Here is a 19,964-nt window from a genome sequence, read left to right on the forward strand (position 1 = left end):
GTAGAAAAGCACGAATGTGCAAGATGGATCCGATGAGCTGGGGACCGTGGCGGGCCCATTTTGAGCCCGCCACAGTCTCACAGTGAGGAGTTATTGAAGATCAAGCTGGTTGTATTCAGCAATAACCTTGTCCCAGGACGCCTGGGCATCATCAGTCTTGTCGACATCGACGCGCGTAATGCCGTCGGTGACCAGCGTGGTCAGAGCGAAGAAGTTGGGTCCCTTGTACGGCTGGACCGTGATCTTCTTCGACATGTCAGAGAAGATCTGCCCGATCGGAGCGTTGTTGAAGAACTCGTTGGTGTATTCGGTCAGCTCCGGAGAATCCAGTGCTTCCAGCTGCGAGGGGAAGTTGCCCTTGGTCTCGAATGCCTTGATCTGCTGTTCGGGTGCGGTCAGCCAGGCTGCGAGTTCCCTGGCTTCCTCCGGGTGTGCGCCCTGCGCAGGAACAGTCAGGTAGGAGCCGCCCCAGTTGCCACCGCCACCGGGGAAGACAGGAGCCACGTCCCAGCCTTCGACGCCTTCAGCATTTCCTTCGACAACGCCGAGCATCCACGGCGGGCACAGCATCGTGGCAAAACCATCATTCTGGAATGCGTTGGTCCAGTCTTCCGACCACTGTGACAGGTGGGCAGACAGGTTATCCTCGACCGACGCCTTCAGTACCTGGTCGTACACCTTCTTGATGGTGTCGTTTTGGTCCAGCGGGATCACGGTGTTGTCAGACTCTTCGAAGGGCTGTTCAACCTGGTTCAAAATACCCTGGTAGGTACCGGTTCCACCGTCAAACCACGGAATTCCGGTTGCCTCGACGAACTGTTTGCCGACTTCGAAGTACTTGTCCCAGTCGCCTTCCAGCAGCTTGGCCACCTCATTGCGATCAGTTGGCAGGCCGGCTTTTTCGAACATGTCTGCGCGGTAGCAGATGGCTTCCGGACCGGCATCCGTGCCGTATCCCATCAGCTTGCCATCTTCAGTCATCGCAGCTTCGGCCTTCCAGTCCAGCCAGCGACCCTCAACGTCAGGTGAGCTCAAATCGACGAATTCATCTGGGTACTGCTTCAGTTCGGGCCACCAGTCCACTTCGATTGCTTCGATGTCCGACAGGCCGGATCCTGCTGCCAGACGGGTGAGCATGTTGTCGTGGGCTTCGTTCGAGGTGGCCGCTTTCTTCTGCTCGACCTTGATGCCCGGATGTGACTCCATGTATTCGTCAAAGAGGTTGTCGTAGCCAAATTCGTTGAATGTTGCGACAGTCAGCGTGATGTCGCCGTCTGATCCGCCGCCAGCCTCGCCTGATGCTGAAGATTCCGATCCTCCGCCTGACGAGCAGGCTGCCAACGCAAGTGCGCCAATTGAGAACACTCCGATGGTGCCCATCATTTTTCTCGATCTCACAACTACTCCTTCGTATGTGATGGTGTCGTCCATTGCCGATGCGCATGGACCAGCGCCCTGATAAGGCCACCTTTGGGAGCGCTCTCTCATTGTGTTCACAGGCTGAGAGCGCTCTCAACAGGATGTTTCCCATCCTGCCACCATAGTGCGCAGGCTGCAACCGTTAAACGGACACGATTTAGTAACACCTTTCACAAGGCGGGTGTTCAGGCTGTCGCCGGTACTCCTCGTGTCTGACGGCAGTCGTCGCTCACAGCGCCAAAGCTGTGGAGACCAGCGTCGCTACGGCGACGATTAACAGCAGTCCACCGAAAGCCAGTGTCAGGGTGCTGTTTTTGGCTCGAGTGGTCAGTTTTCCGCCGAAGATTCCACCCACCATTGAGGCAGCTGCGAACGACAGTGTCACAACCCAGTCGACGCTCACGTGAGTTCCCACCCGAGATAGCAGCCCCATCGCTGAGGCAATGATCATGATCAACAGCGACGTGCCTGACGCTTCCTTGATCGGGAATTTCAGCACCAGCAGCAGCATCGGAACAACCGCGAACCCGCCGCCGACACCGAAAAAGCCAGTCAGGAAGCCTGTCAGTGTTGCCGCAGCGATCGGTGCCCAGACGTTGACGCCGTCCAGTGAGAAAAGACGACGAGGCGCGCGGGCACCCTCGTCAATACGGGTGGAGGACGGGTCAGCATCGTCACCATCAGTACCGTCAGCGAGAGTATCGTCGAGGGCATCTGCGGACGCATTGCCAGATGACGATCCGGCACGGCGCAGCACTCGCCAGATCATGAGCGTGCCCACGCACAGCAACAATGCGCCAAAACAGAGCATGAGGATGGTGCCGTCTACCAGCACGCTCAGGCGTGAACCGGCCAGGGACCCGATGCACGACAGGGCTCCGAAAATGAGCCCTTCCTTGATTCGGACCCGTCCGTGGCGCAGGTGGTCAACGATTGACACGACGGCGGTCAGAGCCACGATGATCAGTGACGACGCGGCGGCAGAATGGGGGCTCTGCCCCAGCAGATACACCAGGATCGGGACGGACAAGATGCCGCCGCCGGCGCCCAGCGTGCCCACCACGACACCCACCGCTAATCCGACTGCCAACGCTGCAACAATGTTCATCATGTCCTGCATGTTCCCTTTCGCGTGTCATTCATAATGTCGCTGGCGGGCCGGCCCGAGACAATCAGGCCCGCCATGCGCTCCAGGTCAGCGCTGATGTGTCGGTAGAAGTGCTCGTATCCGGCGCACAGATAGTTCTGCCCGTACTCTCCGTCGACCGAGCGAACGAAGCGGTCCTTCGGGCATCCGCCGTAACACAGCTGCAGGTACGGGCAACGCCGGCACTGTCCGGTCAGCTCAAGGCGTTTCTTGCGTGAAAAGCGGCCCATCGTGTCAGTTCGGGCCAGGTCAGCAAACGCGTCCGACGCCACGTTTCCCACAAGCCAGTCAGGTTCAACCCAGTGGTCGCAGGCGTACACATCGCCGTTGAATTCCATGGCGAAGTTGAATCCGCACTCGGGCGCATGCACGCACACCGACGCGGCACCGAAAAGCGCAGACAAGGCTGAATCGAAATCCTGGACGAAGACGCGCCCCACATCGCGCTTAACCCAGCAGTCGAAAACGGTGGAGAGGAACTGGCCGTACGCCTCAGGGTCCACGCTGCGTGATGTCACATCCGAGCCATGCTGACGGTAGAGCACGCTCGGAGCGCGCTCCCCTTCGCCGCGCCAGCCGTTTTCAGCCAGATCAGCATATTCGGGGTCGACGCGCTCCACGATGGGAATGAACTGCATAAACTCAGCACCCAGCTCATCGCGGAAGTACTCGTACACTTCGCGGGCGTGGTGTTCGTTCGCATGGTGAACAGTGCATAGGACATTGCAGCGCACACCGGCTTCCTGCAGGTATCGCCACCCTCGGATCACCATCGCGTGTGTTCCGCGGCCACCCTTATTGAGTCGGTACGCATCGTGCAGAGCCTCAGGCCCGTCAATCGAGACACCAACCAGGACGTCGTGCTTGGCCAGGAATTGCGCCCAGTCGCGGTCGATCAGAGTGGCGTTGGTCTGAATCGCGTGGACAACGCGTTGCGAGGGGCGGCGGTAATCCTCGCACAGCTGGACGGCACGTCTGAAAAAGTCGAGTCCGCGCAAGGTGGGCTCGCCACCTTGCCACAGCATCGTCACCTCGCCGTCGGCGCTGGCGGCCAGGAACTCTGCGATGTAACGCTCCAGCGTGTCCTCGCTCATGCGTTGGCGTGGCACGTCGTAGAGCAGTTCCTTCGACAGGAAGAAGCAGTACTGACAGTCGAGGTTGCACGCCGCACCAGAGGGTTTGGCAACGACGGAGAAAGAAAATCTTTCGCGTGCCAGAGGTGTCCCATCGAGGGAAGGGGCCTCGGTGCGCACATGTGGAAACGGCAGTGGTGTCAGTGCCGGCACAGAGTCTGCTGCGGGTTCGGGATCCGGCGCTGGAGGTGCTCCGCGTGTCATGGATACCTCCTGTCCGTTCATCGTCAGCCGTTTTGATCCAGCGTAGTCACGGTTTTCGCTCAGGCGCCACCGCATCAAGGCCCGGGCGGGATGTCTTATGCAACGTCACATCGTGCAGTGGTCGCGTCCCTGCCCGACAGTTGGCTCCCTCGTTATTGACGAGGGGCGTGCCGCATCACTGTTCGAATGCGCGCCAGCTGATCACGCAGTTCGGTGAGACGCAGGACCAGGCGGTAACGAAGCATGTTGATCGGGATTTCCCCGCACGTCCACACCTGTGTCGGTTCGGCAGCAAATTTCGTCTTGAACGTATCGAGGTGGGCGAACTGGGGAGCGTTTTCTGAGCCGATTCCCATCAGATCCAGGGTGTGGCACTTGCGTTCGCGGGCCACCTGAATCATCTTCCACACCAAGGCGTCGGGAGCCAGTTCGCGTTTGGCCTGAGGCGTGGCAGCGGCAAAGTAGTAGGTGGCGAGGTCGTGCGCATGGGTCATCATCAACCAGGCCGAAGATTGACCTTCGGGGGCGTAGGTGATCAGTGTTGCCGCATCCCCTGTGCCAATGCAGTCAGGAAGTCATGGTAGTAATCGCCCGTGAAGGTGGCGAAGTGTTCCGCGCTGCCGAGATTGTTCATGATCTCGACAAGAGGGCGAAATTCTTCAGCGCTCAAAGAGGTATAGGTGTGAATAGCACTCTAATCGATCTCGCGCAGGGCTTTCCGCGCGTCGCGTCGCCCTCGTTTTTTCATGCGAGCGAGCACATCGGAGTCCTCATCGCCCTTAAGGTCCAGCATCACCGTACGATCGTAGGCCACGGCATCGCTGCACGGCAGGCACTGCGCCTGAAGGCTCGCCACAATTCTGAGGAACGTGGCATCACTGCGTGATTTCTTGACGTACGCGGCTAGGTCATCGATCATGCGTCGTTCAACTGAGGCAGGGGGCGCTCATTCCAGACCGGCCCGCCACGAGACCACAGGAACGGTACACGATGAGTCTCATACGACTTCAAGGTTAAGACTGCTTCATAGTGCCCATCAGTCCACAGGTGGCGGGACCCCTCACAAAGGTCGCGGCCCTCATGCAGTGCGTCCACGCGATCCCATTGCACTGTCGCCTCGATCGGCACCAATGACTGCGCACGTGACAGGAATGCCTCGTATTCCTCGTCAGTCAGTGTCTGGATATGCGAATCAGCCGATACTTCCGCTGCAGTGTAAGGGTCGCGCGAAACGGGCGCGCTTTTTTCTTTGTGACTCACGACGCTCACCTTCTGTGTCTGACCTACGGAGCAGGGATGATGATCCGTATCCCACCAACCGGCCATACTCATTGGAAAAACGTCACTGTAGGCGGATATTGCGCCGAATCTTTCGAGATCCTCAACGGACAACAACGGTTCAGTAACGAGTTGCAATTCCTCATCGTAGCATTTGGATCATCCCGAGGATCTCACTGTGATCACTTGAGGCTGACACCACAAAGGCCCCGGCCCATGACACCTCACCCCGCCGATCAGGCCACTCGAGAGACCGTTCGTCGGGGTGAAGCTCAGATGATTGCGATGCTTCTACTTTTCCGTGCTGAACATGTAGTTCGTGGCCACCACGATCGCGCCGTAAATCAGTCCGGCGATCGGCCACACCAGCCACGAGGTTTCCCAACTGCCCAGGAATGACACCGCCAGGAAGATTGCAACGGTCAGCAGCCAGTACACTCCGCTGATCATGCCCAGAGGGCTGTGTGAGGTCTTCTTGGCCAGGTCGTACTCTTCAACCTGCAAGATGACGTTCATGCCGTTCATAACAGTCTGAACTGCAGTAATGCTGTAGGTCGCGACGGCGAAGACGATCAGGGAGAGAGCAAAGCAGATTGCCAGTATCCCGTCCCCGAACACGTCCGACAGTATACTGCCAAGTATCAAAATCAGTAGCCCGACGATGTAGGAGATCACGGAGATCGTAACGGCACGCGAATATGTCGGCTTAAACTCCTTCTTCTGCTGCTCAGTTCGATACGTTGCGGCAATGGTGGGCGCCAGAACCTTCTTCGACATGTCCTCATACTCACCTGAGTAGGGGTTTTTCAGCATGAAGTACAGTCCGAGGCAGACCAGAATTGCCACTACTGTCAATCCGATGGCACCAGCGATCATCTCAACGGTCTCGCCGCGTCCGTCAGCCACCATGCCACCGCAGATCAAAGCGATTGGAGACAGGATAAATGCTGCCACTCCCAAGGCGATGGGGCGTGCCCGTTTGCGTCGATGCTCAATGAACTCGGCGGCTCGTTCAGGACTGATCTGAATCGGTGTATCAGCCAGGGTGACTGTGCGCTCGGTCGGTGCTGTCACCTGGGGATCGTCCACCTGGCTTGCCGCTGCCGACTGGGGTGATGCGGCCTGGGCTGGAGCGGCTACTCCCAATTCTGCTGCCAACTCATCAACATCTCCGAAGTCAGCGATGACCTGGGACAGTGCGTAGTGTTCGGGCAGTCCCTGCGCCAGGAGTTCGTCGTATTTGTCTTCCATCAGCTCGAGCATTTCACTGCGGGCCTGGTCGGTTTCAGGGGTGTGGGGAAGGGATGAGAACATGTACTCGAGATATTGCTTGATGGCTTTCATGATTACTCCTCAACGAATGAATTGATCAACGAGGGTTTTGGTGTCGTTCCACTCGGAGCACTTGTCATGGTAATAGGTACGTCCTTCTGTGGTGATATGGAGGTAAGTCCGAGGTTTTCCGCCGGTTCGGGTGCCGGGGTACGAGGTCACATATCCGCCTTTTTCAAGGCGCTTGGATGCGGAGTACAACGTCGTTTCCTTCATGACGAAGTCACTGTTGCTCAGTTCGGTGATGGATTTGGATATTTCGTAGCCGTAGCTGTCCGAGTCGAGCAGAACTCGCAGAATCATCAGTTCCGTGCATCCGCGCAGAACTTCACTACTGACCATGTGGGTTCCTCCCTTTGTGATCCCGTCGCCGCACTGTTGTGGTGATGTGTATGCCCCTCAGCAAGTACTCCATGTGAAGTACTACGTCTGATGTAGTAAACACTGTACACCTACTACTACGTCACATCAAGTAGTTTGGGTCACTTCATGGTGCGGTGATTTCCGCCTTACGTGTGTTGGCAGCGACTGAGCCGAAGATCACGCGCTGCACCTCCTAGAGGCCGAAGCCGTCGACACCTCGTGCATCAGTGTCGATCGAATCGAATTCGCTCGCCCGGATTCCGTGCAATATCGACACCTCTCGCATCAGTGTTGATCATGCGACTTCCCCTCGTCCACCACTCCCATCGCGCCGAATCCTCGGCTCATTCACCCCACTCACCGTCTCTTGCGCACCTCCAACCCAGTCCCGCCGCTTCCTCGCACAAAACCCTAAATTTGACGCCTCGTTGTGCACATTCCCCTAGATCTAAGGCCACCACATGCACATTCCCCTAGATCTAAGGCGACCTCGTGCACGATGCCCTGGAAAAAAGAGAGCCTTTTCAGCACTCTTTTCCATGTGTCCACGTCAGCCGGCATTAGCTTCAGCGACGCCCGCGACAGACCTTGTTGACCTAGGGGTTTGTGCAATTTTCTGCCTAAATCTAGGGCTTCGTGCATTTTCTTCCCTTAAATCTAGGGGATTGTGCGTTTTTCTCCTCTAGATTGAGGAGATTGTGCACGCAGACGGCTGCTTGACGATCAGCGCCGACGGTCAGCGCTGGCATGGCGGATTGCGGAGGCGAGCGAAAAGTTCGGACAGTGTGCGCTACGCGCAGTGTTTAAGGCGAGCGCCGGCGTGGCGGATCAGGGGGTGCAGGGCAGATCACGCTCATCGATGTTGCTTTCATTAAAAGTTGTGCCTAACGTAACTAAGCAATTCCTAATTCACTGTTAGAAAGTGAGAGTGCGTTTATGCGCCACCTGGCGAAGACTCTGGTGACCATCAGTGCATCGATTGCGCTGATCAGTGGATGTTCCACTGGGGCCACTGACGCTGGCGAATCTGACCTGGCGACGCATCAGGATACTTCCGCCCAGCCGGCATCGGCTCAGTCCGGGCAGGTCCCACGCGACATTATCAGTGCCTACCGCAATTGGTCGATACGTCGCCAGCCATTGAGACGCACTCGGGTGAATGCCGGGGCCGTCGAGGTGGCGCTCGGCATTATCCCAGTTGATGTCGTTGCCCAGTCGAACAAAGATCACGCTTCCCGGTTCGATGTGGGTGCGTTGGTCGCGTGCACAGTCTTCGAGGTCCTGCGCGGTGACCTGGGTTCTGGGTGGGACGCGACCGTTTTCTGATCGCGCGGCCACGTCGAGCAGCACGCCGGGCGCATCAATGATGGGAATGCTTTCCGCGCCTCCTTCTGAAAATCCGTCGTAATTTTCGAGGGTGTCTGCGCGAGATGAGCACCCGTAGAAGTGCAGATCGTCTGCCTGGTGGCATAGCGCGTCGATGTGTGTTCCGGCGTGCTCGTTCATGACGATCACGCCGGAGGCGCTGGAGCGCGGCAGTGTGCCGGGCTGTTCGCGCAGGGTGTCTTTGTGGCGACGGTACAGATGGTAGGAGTATCCGGGTCGGTGGGATCCCAAAACTGGCATACCGTCGAAGCGTTGCTGTTCCAGGTCAATGATCTGAGGTGTCATGTCCGCCTCCGCACTTTCGTCGGTGCACGCCGCGATATTTCAGTCCTCAAGAGTGATGACTGTGTCGAAGAGGCCCACATCTCTGAGCTCTTTGTGCGAGCGGATGCCTGTGTAGCTAAGCGATGCGTCCTCATAACGACGAAACGCGAAAACGGCCTGATTCATGTGGATCGAGTTGAATACCCCCAAGTCTACGAGGAGATGAAAATCATCAACTGTCAAACCAGTTACTGTCTTGAACAAGTCAGGCTCTATTTTTGTGATTACGTCTTGCAACGTATTTTCCCGGAAGTCTGTCAGGTACATAAATGCCGGAATGCGCGTAGCGAACTTGATGAGCTTCTCTTGAATCTGCTTGCGCTTGGACTTGTATTCCTTTTCCTCTGCTGTAAGTTCCTTTCTTTTGTCTCCTGAAAGAGTGTCGCCTTTTTGCTTCTTGGTTTTCGACACTGACTCGCTCTTGTTAACGACCGTTTCGAAGACGTCTGACCCAAGCGAGCGGAAGCCCTCGATGTTCATAATGGCTTCCATTGCGGCTTCGTTGTTCATAATCTTGCGCAACGTAGCGTTGTCTACGTTCACCAGAATCGCAGACTCCCACTTGCGCGCCAATAAGGTTGCTGACGTGCCTGACATTGCGATGTCAAGGATGCTTCCGGCATCTATTTGCGTCATATTCGCCCCGTCATAAGCGAGCACTGGAAGGAAACTCACCAACTCAGCAACGGCATTCTCCGGGTTCGACATCTGCGGATTGAGCCCAGCACCATAGTCTGCTACCTGCCGAAGAGCTCGAGTCGGTGCGAAATCGAAGACGAAAGCAACAGGCTTGAGGACTTCCTCCTTTGAGGGATTGTCGCCATTTGGGTTCTTAATGGACCACGGAGACTGCACACGAAACGCTGCCTGGAAATAAGTTTCTGGACTGGCGAGGTTACGCAGCATCAAAATCGATGACCACTGCTTCACCGTGACACCGGTGGTCAGCTTTCCACACGAAAGTGTAATTGTCTTCGTCTCATGTCCATCCCTAATAGCTCTCCGCACAGGTGGGAGTGCCTCTATTCCCACGCCTGCACCTGCGCCCGCCACTACAAGTACCTGGTAGTCATGCCAGTATGTGTTATGTCGAGCCTTCAAAAGATTCGCCATCGCATGGCATGCAGCTACGTTGGGCATAAACCAGAATGAGTGTTGCATATACGGCAGTAAACGCGAATCAGCATACGGGAATGGTGGTCTCGTTCCAGCTCTGAGCGAGTCAAGTTGAGTTGGAGCATGCTCTCCACGAATGAGATCCAACCATTTCTGTACATCTGACTCATGTTTGAACATCGCTTCCCGGCCCGTTCCGGTGGCGGAAAAGAACTCGTTCAAATCGAACTCATCGAATTCCCCTTGGTGGGCTGTAGTAATTAAGTCATCAGGCATTTGGTACGTCATGAGACGTAATTCAGGCAACGCACCGTATGGATTCCATGCGCCGGGCTGTTTTTCGGCCCATTCTTGTTTGGCGCGTTGCTCATCGGTATATGTCCAGTTGAAGATTTGTTCTTCAATAAAGTCGCCTGACCCTATTGCGCGAAACGGCGTACCAGATAAGTACAGGTAGGCACGCGTGGTGATCGGCAAGAACTCATCCTCGTTGCTACCCAATTCATCGAGTTCTTGATCGAAGGTTTCCAGGCCCTCATGGAACTCGACTTTGAGTTCTCGTGCGGCTTCTCTTTCATCCTCACCTTCAAAGAGTTCCTTGACGGAGTCGCGCCACGCCCCAAAGTGATATTCATCAAAAACGACCAAATCCCAGTCCACTGCGTGGATCCATTTGTTTTTCGCCTTGATTAGGCCCGTTCGACGATCGCGGCCCAGTAGGTCCTGGAAAGATCCGAAATATACGAACGGACGCTCGCGATCAAAATCCAGTTGGCCCTTCATCGTTGCCGCATTACCATATTGCCATCCCTCAAAATCAACGTGGTTGGACAGGTCCTCTTGCCACGCATCCTGCACAGCGGGCTTGAAAGTCACCACAAGGACCCGCATGGCGCCCATTCGCTTTGCCAGTTGATAGGTTGTGAACGTCTTTCCAAAACGCATCTTTGCGTTCCACAAGAATCTCGGTGTTGCTTCTCCGTCCTCATGCCATATTGAGCGGTAATACGCCAAAGTCTCGCTCACTGCCCGATCTTGTTCGGGACGCATCTTGAACGTTTCATAGCGTTGCCCGGTGTATGTCTTTCCTGCGCGAAGTTCTTCGATGGCGGTCTTCACGTCTGCGGGAGTACATCGAACCCACTCTCTAGCCGAGCCGCGAGGGGGATTCTCGAAGCCTTTTGCCACAAGACGGGCAATCACATCCTTATCACTGAAATTGCCGCCATCTTCGCGCTCCGCAATCTCATCCACATGTAGTTCGTATTCCTGCTGCATCTGGCCCTGAGACTCTCGAATGCGATCATTTACATCCGCTTTTGTAGTCTGGCCAACCTTGATCAGTCCCTCATAGTCAACAGGCGGATTCTTTGGGGTCCACGCGTAAATATGCAGCCGGGATGAGGGCTTAGGTGGGAGTAAATCAGAAATATTCCTCATGTCACTTACCATTCATGGGACGTATTGACTGCTCGATTAGATTGATCTCCGACTCATCTAGCCCATAACGCGAGTAGAGCTCCTTATCGGAGAAACTATGGTCCCAACTTTGCAGAGGTACATACTTAAACCGGGACTTTGTAATGTGTTGAGTCGATGAGCGTAAAGCTACCAAAAAACGTACGAATTTCGTTATGACGTAAGAGAGGCAACTTTCAGCCTCCCTCTGACTTTCAAAAATCCCAAGTAATATGTATGTTTCCGTCACCACTGCATTCGGCTCAAGTATAGATGTTCGCCCCAGAACCCTCCTAGTTCCAGTTTTATCAGGCTGGCCAGCATGATCATGAGATGCGTTTGAGGTGAAAACTTTCCACCTATCCACCGCATCTAATCTCGTTCGTATTTCATTCCTAGAAATCCAATCAATCCCATTGTTCCGCACTAGCTTTACTGAATCAGTAGAAGTTATTTCTGAGCGACCTCGAAAATTAGTCGGAAATCCAAAAGGCTTACGTGAACTTACTTGAGTAGCCATTTGCAAGTTCTCGGGAAGAATTGTTTTCGACTCTTCTAGCGACGTTTTCATTTCGACTGAGTAAATCTTACGCAAAATCGATATTGCCCTACTGTTGCGAATGAAAATATCGTTTCCCGGTTCGAGCAAAGCGCGCTCAGACACGTCTTCATCGCCGTGTACATGGGTCGTGACACTCGTAATCCCGTTATGATTCTGCGCCCATAGAAAGTAGCAAATACCGCCTGCTACATCTACATCGGGGAACACATCACGGCTATCCGGAAAGTCATGGAGTGCCACAATTCGGGAATCAGTAAGCATTTCTTGACGGAAATCATCGAGTCCCTTACCTCCTGAATACCACCGTGCCGGAATAATCATGCTTAGATATCTAGGATCAAGTTTCTTTGCTTGATCGATGAATAAATGATAAATTGGCTTAGCGCTAACTCCGTAACCCCCATCACTGAGCTGGTAGGGAGGGTTACCGATTACAACATCAAAATGCATTTGTTCTCCAAACATCTCGTTCATACGAGACTTAATATCATCTGTGTGGATGAGGGCGTACGCGTGCGATTCCATATCATTACCGCGCGCATAGTCATCCTCACCCGCACCGCAGTAAACACAGTGTCGGTGCGTATAGATGGTCTGGTCACCGCCGGTAAGTGGGTCGAGGCGAACTTCCTTACTCCCCCCTACCCATGTATGTTCGGTGCGTTCGAACCAGATGTTTCCCCAGTCATTCTCAAAAGCCTTACAAATGGAGTGTTTACCGTTAGCCCACTTTGAACAATAAACACTGCGGCGTGCAAGCAACGCGGTAAGATTCGTGATCCCGATACCGAATACTTGGCGCGTCAAAATATGGTCTACACGCTGTTGCAGGTCGGGAATTCTCATGACAAGACCGCTTACAAGCCGACGGGTGATCTCACGGAGAAATACACCAGACTTAGTGAAAGGATCCAAAAACGTGACTTTTGGATTCTGCCACAGATTCTCGCCGTCGTGATCTTTCGCCCACGCGTCCGCTACTCGATCAAGCATCTGATTGGCAATATCCGGAGGGGTAAAAACTTCGTCGTTGGAAAGGTTTGCAACGCACGTCAGTACATCAGGGTTATGATTGACCAAATCCGTTATCGTCATAACACATCTCCCATTTCGGCCATTTCACGAACGGTCATGGGTTTATAACTGGTTACCGGTTGAAAAACGTCGTCCTCTTTAAATTCCCCAAAAAGCGCCACGTTGTATGCACTTCTCTTAGTTAGTTTGTCATATTTAAAATCACGCCTCTGGAACTTACCTCTGCCGAGGTATCCCCATTCAGAAAACGTCAACGACCCACCTGTAGGAGTCTTCATTGTCAGCGCGTCGGCCTGAACTATGTTTGCGGTGAGTACGACATCAGCAGCCTGAATCCACTGTTCGGCATCCTCTACGCCAATAAAAGCCTGAAAAATCTCACAAAGGACCCGCCGGCACACGCGCACATTGTCCTCCAATAGCTCGATTCCGTAGATGCACATGAGAGCAAGCAAGGCATAATGACGGCGTTCGAATTCGTTTTTTCCATAATTCTGTTGGACTGTCGTTAATTTGCGCTGAAGCACTTGCTTCAAGAAGTTACCCTCGCCGCATGCAGGCTCAAGAAACCGTGAATCGATGCGTTCGGACTCGCCTTTAACGAGATCTAGCATGGCGTTGACGATATGTGCCGGAGTGAAAACCTCACCGTGGTCCGTTACCCGTTCCTTAGACTTGACGAATATTTCCTTCTGATCCACCAAAAACCCCACTCCTTATCCCAAAATCAGGCTTGTTCCAGAGCCGACATAGCTCTCGATAAGCCCAACTCAGATCATCGATTACTTGGATGAACCGTCCATTCAACTCTAGGTCAGGTCAAACGCACAAAACTTGTGATAACACACTCCGCATGCATCTCGAGACCGGTCTTAGATATTATCCTCAGAATACCGCCTCAAGAAAACAAACTACGCTCCTACAAGAGGCACTTCTCTGACTAGGCATCGTTTGCGGCACCTTTAGTGGGTTGATACTCAACGGTACTAAGAAGTCACGGCTTGGTGCATGCACGTAAGCACGCCATGACCAGTGAATCCCAGGAGATTCAGTTATCCGCGGGATCTTCTGTATCCTTGCCTAATGCGGGCGCCGTGAGTGGCGACATCTAGGAATGCTAGCGCAAGCTGAGAAAGCAGAGCTGTTGTTGGACCGATCTTGGCGAGCTGCTTCGAATTCGACTGCTGCGATGCTGAATTAATCACAGTAGCAGGAGCAGTTCTCTGCCCCGGCCTGCTCTCTCCATCGGCTCGATTGCCTCGGATCGAGCGAGTGCTCCTGACGGGTCGATTGAGCCCGCCGGATCCGTCACGTCCAAGGGACCGATTGGCTTCTCTACTGCGTTGAACTTGGCGATGTCTCGCATCAGGGATGCCATAGTCCTTCACAGCTCCAATCGAGAAGTCAACGAGTTTCGTCAACGTATGTCCTTCCACACTGGCCATCTGCTTGAGCCGATACTTTCCCGCGGATAAGTAAATTACGCGGTTCGAGCTATGTGCACCAGCCAGCGTCTAGATCATCGTGTTCTTAGCCGTGTCTCCCTCACCCACAGCCGAGTCCTCTTTCCCAAAGCAGTGAGTATCTGACGCGTAATATCGGCCAGCTCCGCCTACGTCTTTGGCACCGCATCAGTCCGATCTCTGTTTGCCAGGATCTCTGCCTAGATTAGGAGCTCAGTTTTTCCATCAACGCGATAGAGATCGAACTTCGCACGTCCAGCTTCTTATCTCTGTCGCCCTCAACTGTTCAACCAGCAATTCCTTCGGGAGCAAGCGACAGGTCAAGTAATAGTGCTGCATCATTTGATGATAACCGTCCGCGTCATATGCGTGGGCGATGTGTCGGTTGCCGTCCGCTTCGTTCAATACCGCATCAGCTAGGACTGCTCCGGTTTTCGCTTTATTAACGTCGTTGCTCCAATACACGAGGCCGGCAATGTGCTTTGTCAATGCTGCCATGCTCAAATCAACCTCAGTACTCCCGTCCGGACTTAATAACGGAGTCCTCAACTTTCGTGCGTGGCGCAACCGCCCAGCAGAACGACAATCGCGTGATCTCGATCTGCCGCTGGTTCGGTATCCGCCGAATGACCGCGTGGACTCATATCAAGAGCCTCGGTAACAGCCACCAAGTCACTCCACTGGAACTTCCTCGGCATTGGCCTACGTTGCATCGTCCTCACATTCGACGCATTATTCACCCAGAGCCGAGCTCTTAGCAGCCACCTGTTCCTCCGCAGACAAACAGAAGTCATCGTTCATCTTGATTACGAGAGCGATTATGAGCTTTAGGACGGTGATGTAGGTCTGAAAGTGGGCACCTTCACCATCGCCATTCACTTGTGATCCGTGAAGGTATTTGTTGCGCAGCTCAGGCCCGTTACTGAACTCAACCTTATTGAGCATAAAGTTGAAGTAGGCAGCTTCGGCTTCCGTCAGCAGGGACGAGCGACGGGTCACCCACCCACGCTTTTCCATTGAATCCGCTTCTGCACGACCATTCTCCGAGAGGTGGAAGTAACTCACTGCCTCACTGGTGAACAGTGAATGAAGGATGCAAAACTGCTGCGGTTTCGCGATTGTCACCTGTGCCTCCGTATCCTGCAGGATACCTAGCTTGATAAGCTGATCAACCATACTCCGTTGATATTCATCAAAATCGCCATATCTGACCTCGTTCTTGAGTAGAAGTTCCGCGGCGCTTGTTCCTCTCAAGTCATCGCTGATGCACGTTAGCCTCGACTGGTCAGAAAAAAGCGCGTGGAGGATTCCTGTGATTTCTTGTTCATGTGTCGAGTAGATGTACTTTCCGTCTAGGAGGCTGGGTACCCGCTTGTATGCTATTGGGTCTGAACTGATGGAGAGCAAGTCGGGGTCGATTTCACCATTGTTAACAAACTGACGGAATTGGTTCAAAACACTCTCCATTTCGACGAAAAGGTGCCTAGTCCTTTCCAGAAAGGAACTTCCGGGCGTGGAGCGGGTGAACGAGAAGTTCATGGCGCCGAACTCGTCCACAAGATAGGTTCTAAAGAACCAGATGATAACATCTTCCAAGTCGATTCCCTTGTCTTCTAGGAAATGCTGGTAGAGCCTTGTCTGCAGGAAGGACGCCATTTCGGCGACTCGGAACGCCACACCTACCGGGTACTCGCTCTTCCCAGGCACACCCACGAAGCTTTCAAGGGCCCCGAGCTGCGAAGTGTCGAAGGGAAGCTCAGTATTACTTCGCGATTGGCGAACTCGAAGAGGTACTGGAAGTTATTGAGGACACTCGGGTAGTCGAGGGTTTCTTCCAACCAGCGACTGCTGTAACTAAATTGAGCGACTGTCCCATCAGAGTTGTCCAACTTGGACACCACTGGTTCGTCTTGGGTATCGGAGAGACACATCTCAACACCGAACCTGATGCCTGCCGTCTCCTCAAAGAGCTTTTGCGTCATCTCGGCATTGCGGCGCTTCGCTTTCAACTTCAGCTTGGCGTCAATCCCGGTCGCCACCATACCCTGGGATGAAGCGGTCTCGATCAACCTCACGTAGTTAGGGTTAGCCTCGGGACTGTCAAGGTATCTCTCCAGCAAATCGTGCACATCGCTAGTCGTCAGATTCGCAGGCAGGTGGATATCATCACGCGTGTTCTTCTCCAGATACTTGCGCACCACATGCTCTGCGTTCTGCGGCGATGCGAGCAGCCTTTCACGCATCTCCAGCTGGTAAGCAACCACGAGCTTCTCGCATGCAAGCATCTGACCAATGCGGACGCCCGCAGTATCAAGTACAGACAACATGATGGTTGGGTTGCACCGCTCGTACGCTCTGTTCCGGCCAAGTAGTTCGAGTAGGTCCGCGTGGTAGTCATAGTTGATGTCAGTAACGATGGCTTCACAGTTGGACTCGTTGACTCTAGAGAAGAACCGTGCCACCGCGCTGCGCATCCTTGGAACTAGGCTCTCAGCATGGGCGCGTTGTTCGGCCGTGTAAGTCTGGGGTAGAAAACCCTTCTCTATGTACGGCTGGACGTTGTGGAGCTCGATCGCGTCCACGGTCGTGGTCAGCGTGTCAGCATTCTCAAATTTCTCGATGAGCTCAGCCACGCGCGGCATGTACATCCAGGTCGCTAAATCCTGTGCGCCGTAGAACTTCACTCGTCGGAGGGTACCTTCGCCCATCAGTTGCCCCCAATCATACAATCAAGCCACGGGTTTGTACCTCGGCTGGCCGAAGCGTGGTTCCTTGGCCAATCTCATTGTAGAGATCACCCCGGACACTAAACCCGCCGAGCAGCTCAGTACGACACACCAGCGCGCCACGCCTCCTGGAAGTCGAGAGACGCCGCTGAAGACGCCTGTCAGAGCATCAAGCCCCGACTCGCCCCTGATCTAGTCGCTGCGTGACGAGCTCCTCTGAGACGCCAAGCGCGGCAGCGAGCCAGCAGCGGATCAGGATTAGGCCCTCCCGCGTCCGTACCCAGGCTTCTCGTCCTTCCGTCAGATCGTTGTCAGCGTGTTTGACTCCTTTGTAGGCCTCGTTGAAAGCCTTGCACCAGGAATCACGGCTGCCGCCCTCGCCAACAACAGCGTCGGGTTCGTATCCCAGGAAGTCGAAGATGTTCTTGAGCAGCGCTTCATACGTTCCCGATACTTTCTTGTCGGGATTGGCTTTTTCGGCGATCGCGTAGCCCAATGCTTCGAGCGCCACGGCAACGTGAACAAGCTGCGACTCCACCGGAAGGGTGCGATGGAACAGGGCACTCATGGCGATCCAGGTCGGTCGAGACCAGTACGAGTACTCATTTAGCCACTTCGCAACAAGATCCGCGTTGGCCTCGTCAAGGAAGAAAAGCGGGTTATCATCGTCGGTCAACTGGCGGTCGGGATCGACGGTCCGACCGAAAGACGGTTGGTATGCGTCTCGCCAGAAACGACGCTCATCTGTCGGCGGCAGTTCCTGGTCGTCTTCCCTCATCACCGAGATCAGCCGCGATCCGCAAGGCTTGCCGTATACCAGGCACATGAGGTCTTGCATCATCCGATGCGTCTGCTGGTGCGTCTGCCAACTTTCAAGCTCAGTGCTAAGGGTTCGCACCAGCAGAGCGGTAGGGATCGTGAAGACGCCGTCCTTCGGCATGGGGTTGAAACGGAACGAAGTGCACAGTTGCAGATCGAGCGGGCCTCCCAGAGACAACGAATCCAAGTTCTTTGCCACAATCGAAACACCCTCGATGTCCTTTCCCTCCTCGCCCAGCATCAGTTGCGTTGTTACTGGAACCAGCTTCGCCCACTTGGCCAATCCGTCGATCTCCGAGGTCATCCCATTGACCCCTACATAATCGACTCCGTTTGCACCGGAGTGGATCGCGCGCCTGTAGCGAAGGCGCTCCAGAGAGTGCCCAAGAGACGACGCAGACGCACCCACGGTGTAGCCCTCGGCAAGAGTGAGCCATCCATCGCCATCCCGCAGAATGAGCGGGTCCGGGATTTGCCGACTGTCGTCATTCAGGCGGAGAGCCTCAACTAAATCCAGGGTTCGTGGCCATCTCACGAGCACACCCTTGGTGTCGAACTCAGCAACAACTACCTCGTCGGATCCCTCAGCGCCCGACCGCGTGTGCGCGATCCTCACGACACCAGGTTCCAGCTTCGTCGCCATTTGCCTCACCGCCGATTTTCCGTTGGATGCCGTCCTGCAGGCACAGCGCGGCTACCGGAACAATTCTCTCTGATGCCGGAGCCACTGTCACGAACTTCATGGGCTGCTGTGAAGTCGTACCTCGTCGTCCACGCTTCACATGTGCATCGCCCCGAGTTCCTGCGCGGCTTTCGCATGTGACATCGGGCGTGGAGCTACCACACAGATTGCAAAGCACGCTTGACAGTTTTTGCAAAGCTTACTAGTCTTTTTTGTGTCGGAATGCTTCACAGTGACAGGAGCAAGATGCGAACACAGATCCCGAAACTACGCAAAGAACGCAAGCTTTCACAGGAAGACCTTGCTCTGGCAGTCGGCGTCACACGGCAAACAATCACCTCAATTGAAACCGGTAAATACGTGGCGTCCCTGCCGCTGGCATACAAAATCGCCCACTACTTCGGCCTCACAATCGAGAACGTTTTCGACTTCACAGACCTGGAGAAAACAACATGAACGAACTCGAACAATACCGCACAGAACTCAAGAAGCGCCACAGCCTGGCTCTGATCTTTGTCATCGCCGGCCTCGCATTGAGTTTCTTCGGAAACTTAATACTGCGCGCAAACATCCCGGATGCACCGATCGTCAACATCATCACCGCAGCAGGAATTGTTTTCGAACTCATCTGCGTCGGCTACATGAGTTTCAACCTCAGCAAAATGCGCAATGACAGTACCTTGAGGCAAGCCTATATCCGTGAAACTGATGAGCGTGAAGCCGCCATTCGCGCTCATTCAGGCAGACCCATTGTCACCGTGCTGTCGATGACACTCGTCGGCGCGTCATTCATCGTCGGCGCCTTCAGTATCCCGGCATTCATCGCTCTTCAATGCGCGGCCGCATTCCAACTTATCGTTGCATTCGTCCTTACCGGATACTGGAGTCGCAAACTCTGAGCTGGTGCGTCAGACAACAGGGCCGGCGTCACACACCCCTTCGCCTTCAGCATACTACCCAGTATTGAGCTGGTGATCAGGCTTTGCGGCGTCGGATAACCATGGCGCTGCCAGCAAGCAGCATCATCACGCCTGCTGCCATCTGAACGTATCCGTCAGCTCACCCAGTGCTGGCAAGTTTCCGCGCAGAATAGCTCGGCTGGACCGAATCTCCCGGGTCGACACCTGGCTTTGGTTGAGGGTCGGGAGCAGGTTCAGAGTCACGCGTCGTCCACTGAGCGTATAGTGTCATGTCCTCGGTCACCGGAGTAGTGCCTGTGAAGTTCGTGCCTTTCCCATCGCGTTGAGTATTCCACCCATTGAATTTGTAGTGGACACCGTCAACCTCCATTGAAGCAGGCAATGTCGGCATGCTCTGATCAGTTAATGAGTCAGCCTCAATACCCTTCTTGTGCACAACATTGATCGTGCCGAGGTCTTTTTCAGCAGCACCAGGAGGTGTGTTCTCATCGAAGCTCACCTTGTTGAAGGCAAATGTCACGTCCACGTTGTTGGCTTGCACCGGGCCAAGCAGGAGCTTGCCTCCAAGGGATTGTCCAAAGACGTTCACTACGGAAG

19 protein-coding genes and 1 pseudogene are annotated in these 19,964 nt (G+C 54.5%); 2 read left to right on the forward strand and 18 right to left on the reverse strand.

Annotated features, from left to right (window positions below):
* Positions 1-90: 90 nt before the first annotated feature.
* The 16 genes from BLT69_RS10450 to BLT69_RS10520 all read right to left on the reverse strand — a co-directional run bounded on the left by BLT69_RS10450 (position 91) and on the right by BLT69_RS10520 (position 18,408).
* Positions 91-1,398: an ABC transporter substrate-binding protein gene (locus tag BLT69_RS10450; RefSeq protein ID WP_227469246.1), complete on the reverse strand. Its 1,308-nt coding sequence runs from the start codon at positions 1,396-1,398 to the stop codon at positions 91-93.
* A 250-nt stretch (positions 1,399-1,648) separates the two neighbouring features.
* Positions 1,649-2,530 (reverse strand): sulfite exporter TauE/SafE family protein, encoded by an 882-nt coding sequence (locus BLT69_RS10455; RefSeq protein ID WP_092649167.1) that lies wholly within the window; start codon positions 2,528-2,530, stop codon positions 1,649-1,651.
* Entirely contained in the window at positions 2,527-3,903 is a 1,377-nt protein-coding gene (locus BLT69_RS10460) for an anaerobic sulfatase maturase (protein ID WP_092649168.1), read from the reverse strand. Before BLT69_RS10460 ends, BLT69_RS10455 begins: the two co-directional genes overlap by 4 nt.
* A gap of 152 nt (positions 3,904-4,055) precedes the next feature.
* A complete protein-coding gene (locus tag BLT69_RS10465; protein ID WP_092649004.1) occupies positions 4,056-4,466 on the reverse strand; it encodes a peptidoglycan bridge formation glycyltransferase FemA/FemB family protein in 411 nt (136 codons plus the stop codon).
* A 131-nt stretch (positions 4,467-4,597) separates the two neighbouring features.
* Positions 4,598-4,822, reverse strand: a complete 225-nt coding sequence (locus tag BLT69_RS10470) for a GNAT family N-acetyltransferase (RefSeq protein WP_058237574.1) — start codon at positions 4,820-4,822, stop codon at positions 4,598-4,600.
* Positions 4,819-5,163, reverse strand: a complete 345-nt coding sequence (locus BLT69_RS10475) for a hypothetical protein (protein ID WP_157886420.1) — start codon at positions 5,161-5,163, stop codon at positions 4,819-4,821. Before BLT69_RS10475 ends, BLT69_RS10470 begins: the two co-directional genes overlap by 4 nt.
* Positions 5,164-5,472: 309 nt before the next feature.
* Positions 5,473-6,525, reverse strand: a complete 1,053-nt coding sequence (locus tag BLT69_RS10480) for a permease prefix domain 1-containing protein (protein ID WP_092649006.1) — start codon at positions 6,523-6,525, stop codon at positions 5,473-5,475.
* Positions 6,526-6,534: 9 nt separating this feature from the next.
* Entirely contained in the window at positions 6,535-6,855 is a 321-nt protein-coding gene (locus BLT69_RS10485; protein WP_092649007.1) for a PadR family transcriptional regulator, read from the reverse strand.
* A 936-nt stretch (positions 6,856-7,791) separates the two neighbouring features.
* Positions 7,792-8,547, reverse strand: a complete 756-nt coding sequence (locus BLT69_RS10490) for a cyclase family protein (protein WP_092649008.1) — start codon at positions 8,545-8,547, stop codon at positions 7,792-7,794.
* A 39-nt stretch (positions 8,548-8,586) separates the two neighbouring features.
* Positions 8,587-11,142 (reverse strand): DEAD/DEAH box helicase family protein, encoded by a 2,556-nt coding sequence (locus BLT69_RS10495; RefSeq protein WP_092649009.1) that lies wholly within the window; start codon positions 11,140-11,142, stop codon positions 8,587-8,589.
* Between the two features lies 1 nt (position 11,143).
* A complete protein-coding gene (locus BLT69_RS10500; protein ID WP_092649010.1) occupies positions 11,144-12,817 on the reverse strand; it encodes an Eco57I restriction-modification methylase domain-containing protein in 1,674 nt (557 codons plus the stop codon).
* Entirely contained in the window at positions 12,814-13,458 is a 645-nt protein-coding gene (locus BLT69_RS10505; protein ID WP_092649011.1) for an N-6 DNA methylase, read from the reverse strand. The genes BLT69_RS10500 and BLT69_RS10505 overlap by 4 nt, the downstream gene beginning before the upstream one ends.
* Before the next feature lie 500 nt (positions 13,459-13,958).
* A complete protein-coding gene (locus tag BLT69_RS10890) occupies positions 13,959-14,135 on the reverse strand; it encodes a hypothetical protein (protein ID WP_157886421.1) in 177 nt (58 codons plus the stop codon).
* Positions 14,136-14,952: 817 nt separating this feature from the next.
* Positions 14,953-15,897, reverse strand: coding sequence for a hypothetical protein (locus BLT69_RS11150; protein ID WP_257590332.1), 945 nt, complete (start codon positions 15,895-15,897; stop codon positions 14,953-14,955).
* A 2-nt stretch (positions 15,898-15,899) separates the two neighbouring features.
* Positions 15,900-16,904 carry a hypothetical protein gene (locus BLT69_RS11155; RefSeq protein WP_257590333.1) on the reverse strand — a complete coding sequence of 335 codons (1,005 nt, stop codon included), beginning with the start codon at positions 16,902-16,904 and terminating at the stop codon, positions 15,900-15,902.
* 211 nt (positions 16,905-17,115) lie between these two features.
* Positions 17,116-18,408, reverse strand: a complete 1,293-nt coding sequence (locus BLT69_RS10520) for an ApeA N-terminal domain 1-containing protein (protein ID WP_092649013.1) — start codon at positions 18,406-18,408, stop codon at positions 17,116-17,118.
* Between the two features lie 285 nt (positions 18,409-18,693).
* On the opposite strand from BLT69_RS10520, the gene BLT69_RS10525 reads away from it, so the two are divergent.
* On the forward strand, positions 18,694-18,903 hold the full coding sequence (locus BLT69_RS10525; RefSeq protein ID WP_092649014.1) for a helix-turn-helix transcriptional regulator: 210 nt from the start codon (positions 18,694-18,696) through the stop codon (positions 18,901-18,903).
* Positions 18,900-19,346: a hypothetical protein gene (locus BLT69_RS10530; RefSeq protein ID WP_092649015.1), complete on the forward strand. Its 447-nt coding sequence runs from the start codon at positions 18,900-18,902 to the stop codon at positions 19,344-19,346. Before BLT69_RS10525 ends, BLT69_RS10530 begins: the two co-directional genes overlap by 4 nt.
* A gap of 76 nt (positions 19,347-19,422) precedes the next feature.
* Here the strand turns inward: BLT69_RS10530 and BLT69_RS11290 are convergent.
* A pseudogene (locus BLT69_RS11290) lies at positions 19,423-19,491 on the reverse strand (LPXTG cell wall anchor domain-containing protein); the annotation flags it as partial.
* Positions 19,492-19,506: 15 nt separating this feature from the next.
* On the reverse strand, positions 19,507-19,956 hold the full coding sequence (locus tag BLT69_RS10535) for an InlB B-repeat-containing protein (protein ID WP_157886422.1): 450 nt from the start codon (positions 19,954-19,956) through the stop codon (positions 19,507-19,509).
* Positions 19,957-19,964: the final 8 nt, after the last annotated feature.

This window comes from Schaalia radingae (assembly GCF_900106055.1).
Taxonomy (GTDB): domain Bacteria; phylum Actinomycetota; class Actinomycetes; order Actinomycetales; family Actinomycetaceae; genus Pauljensenia; species Pauljensenia radingae_A.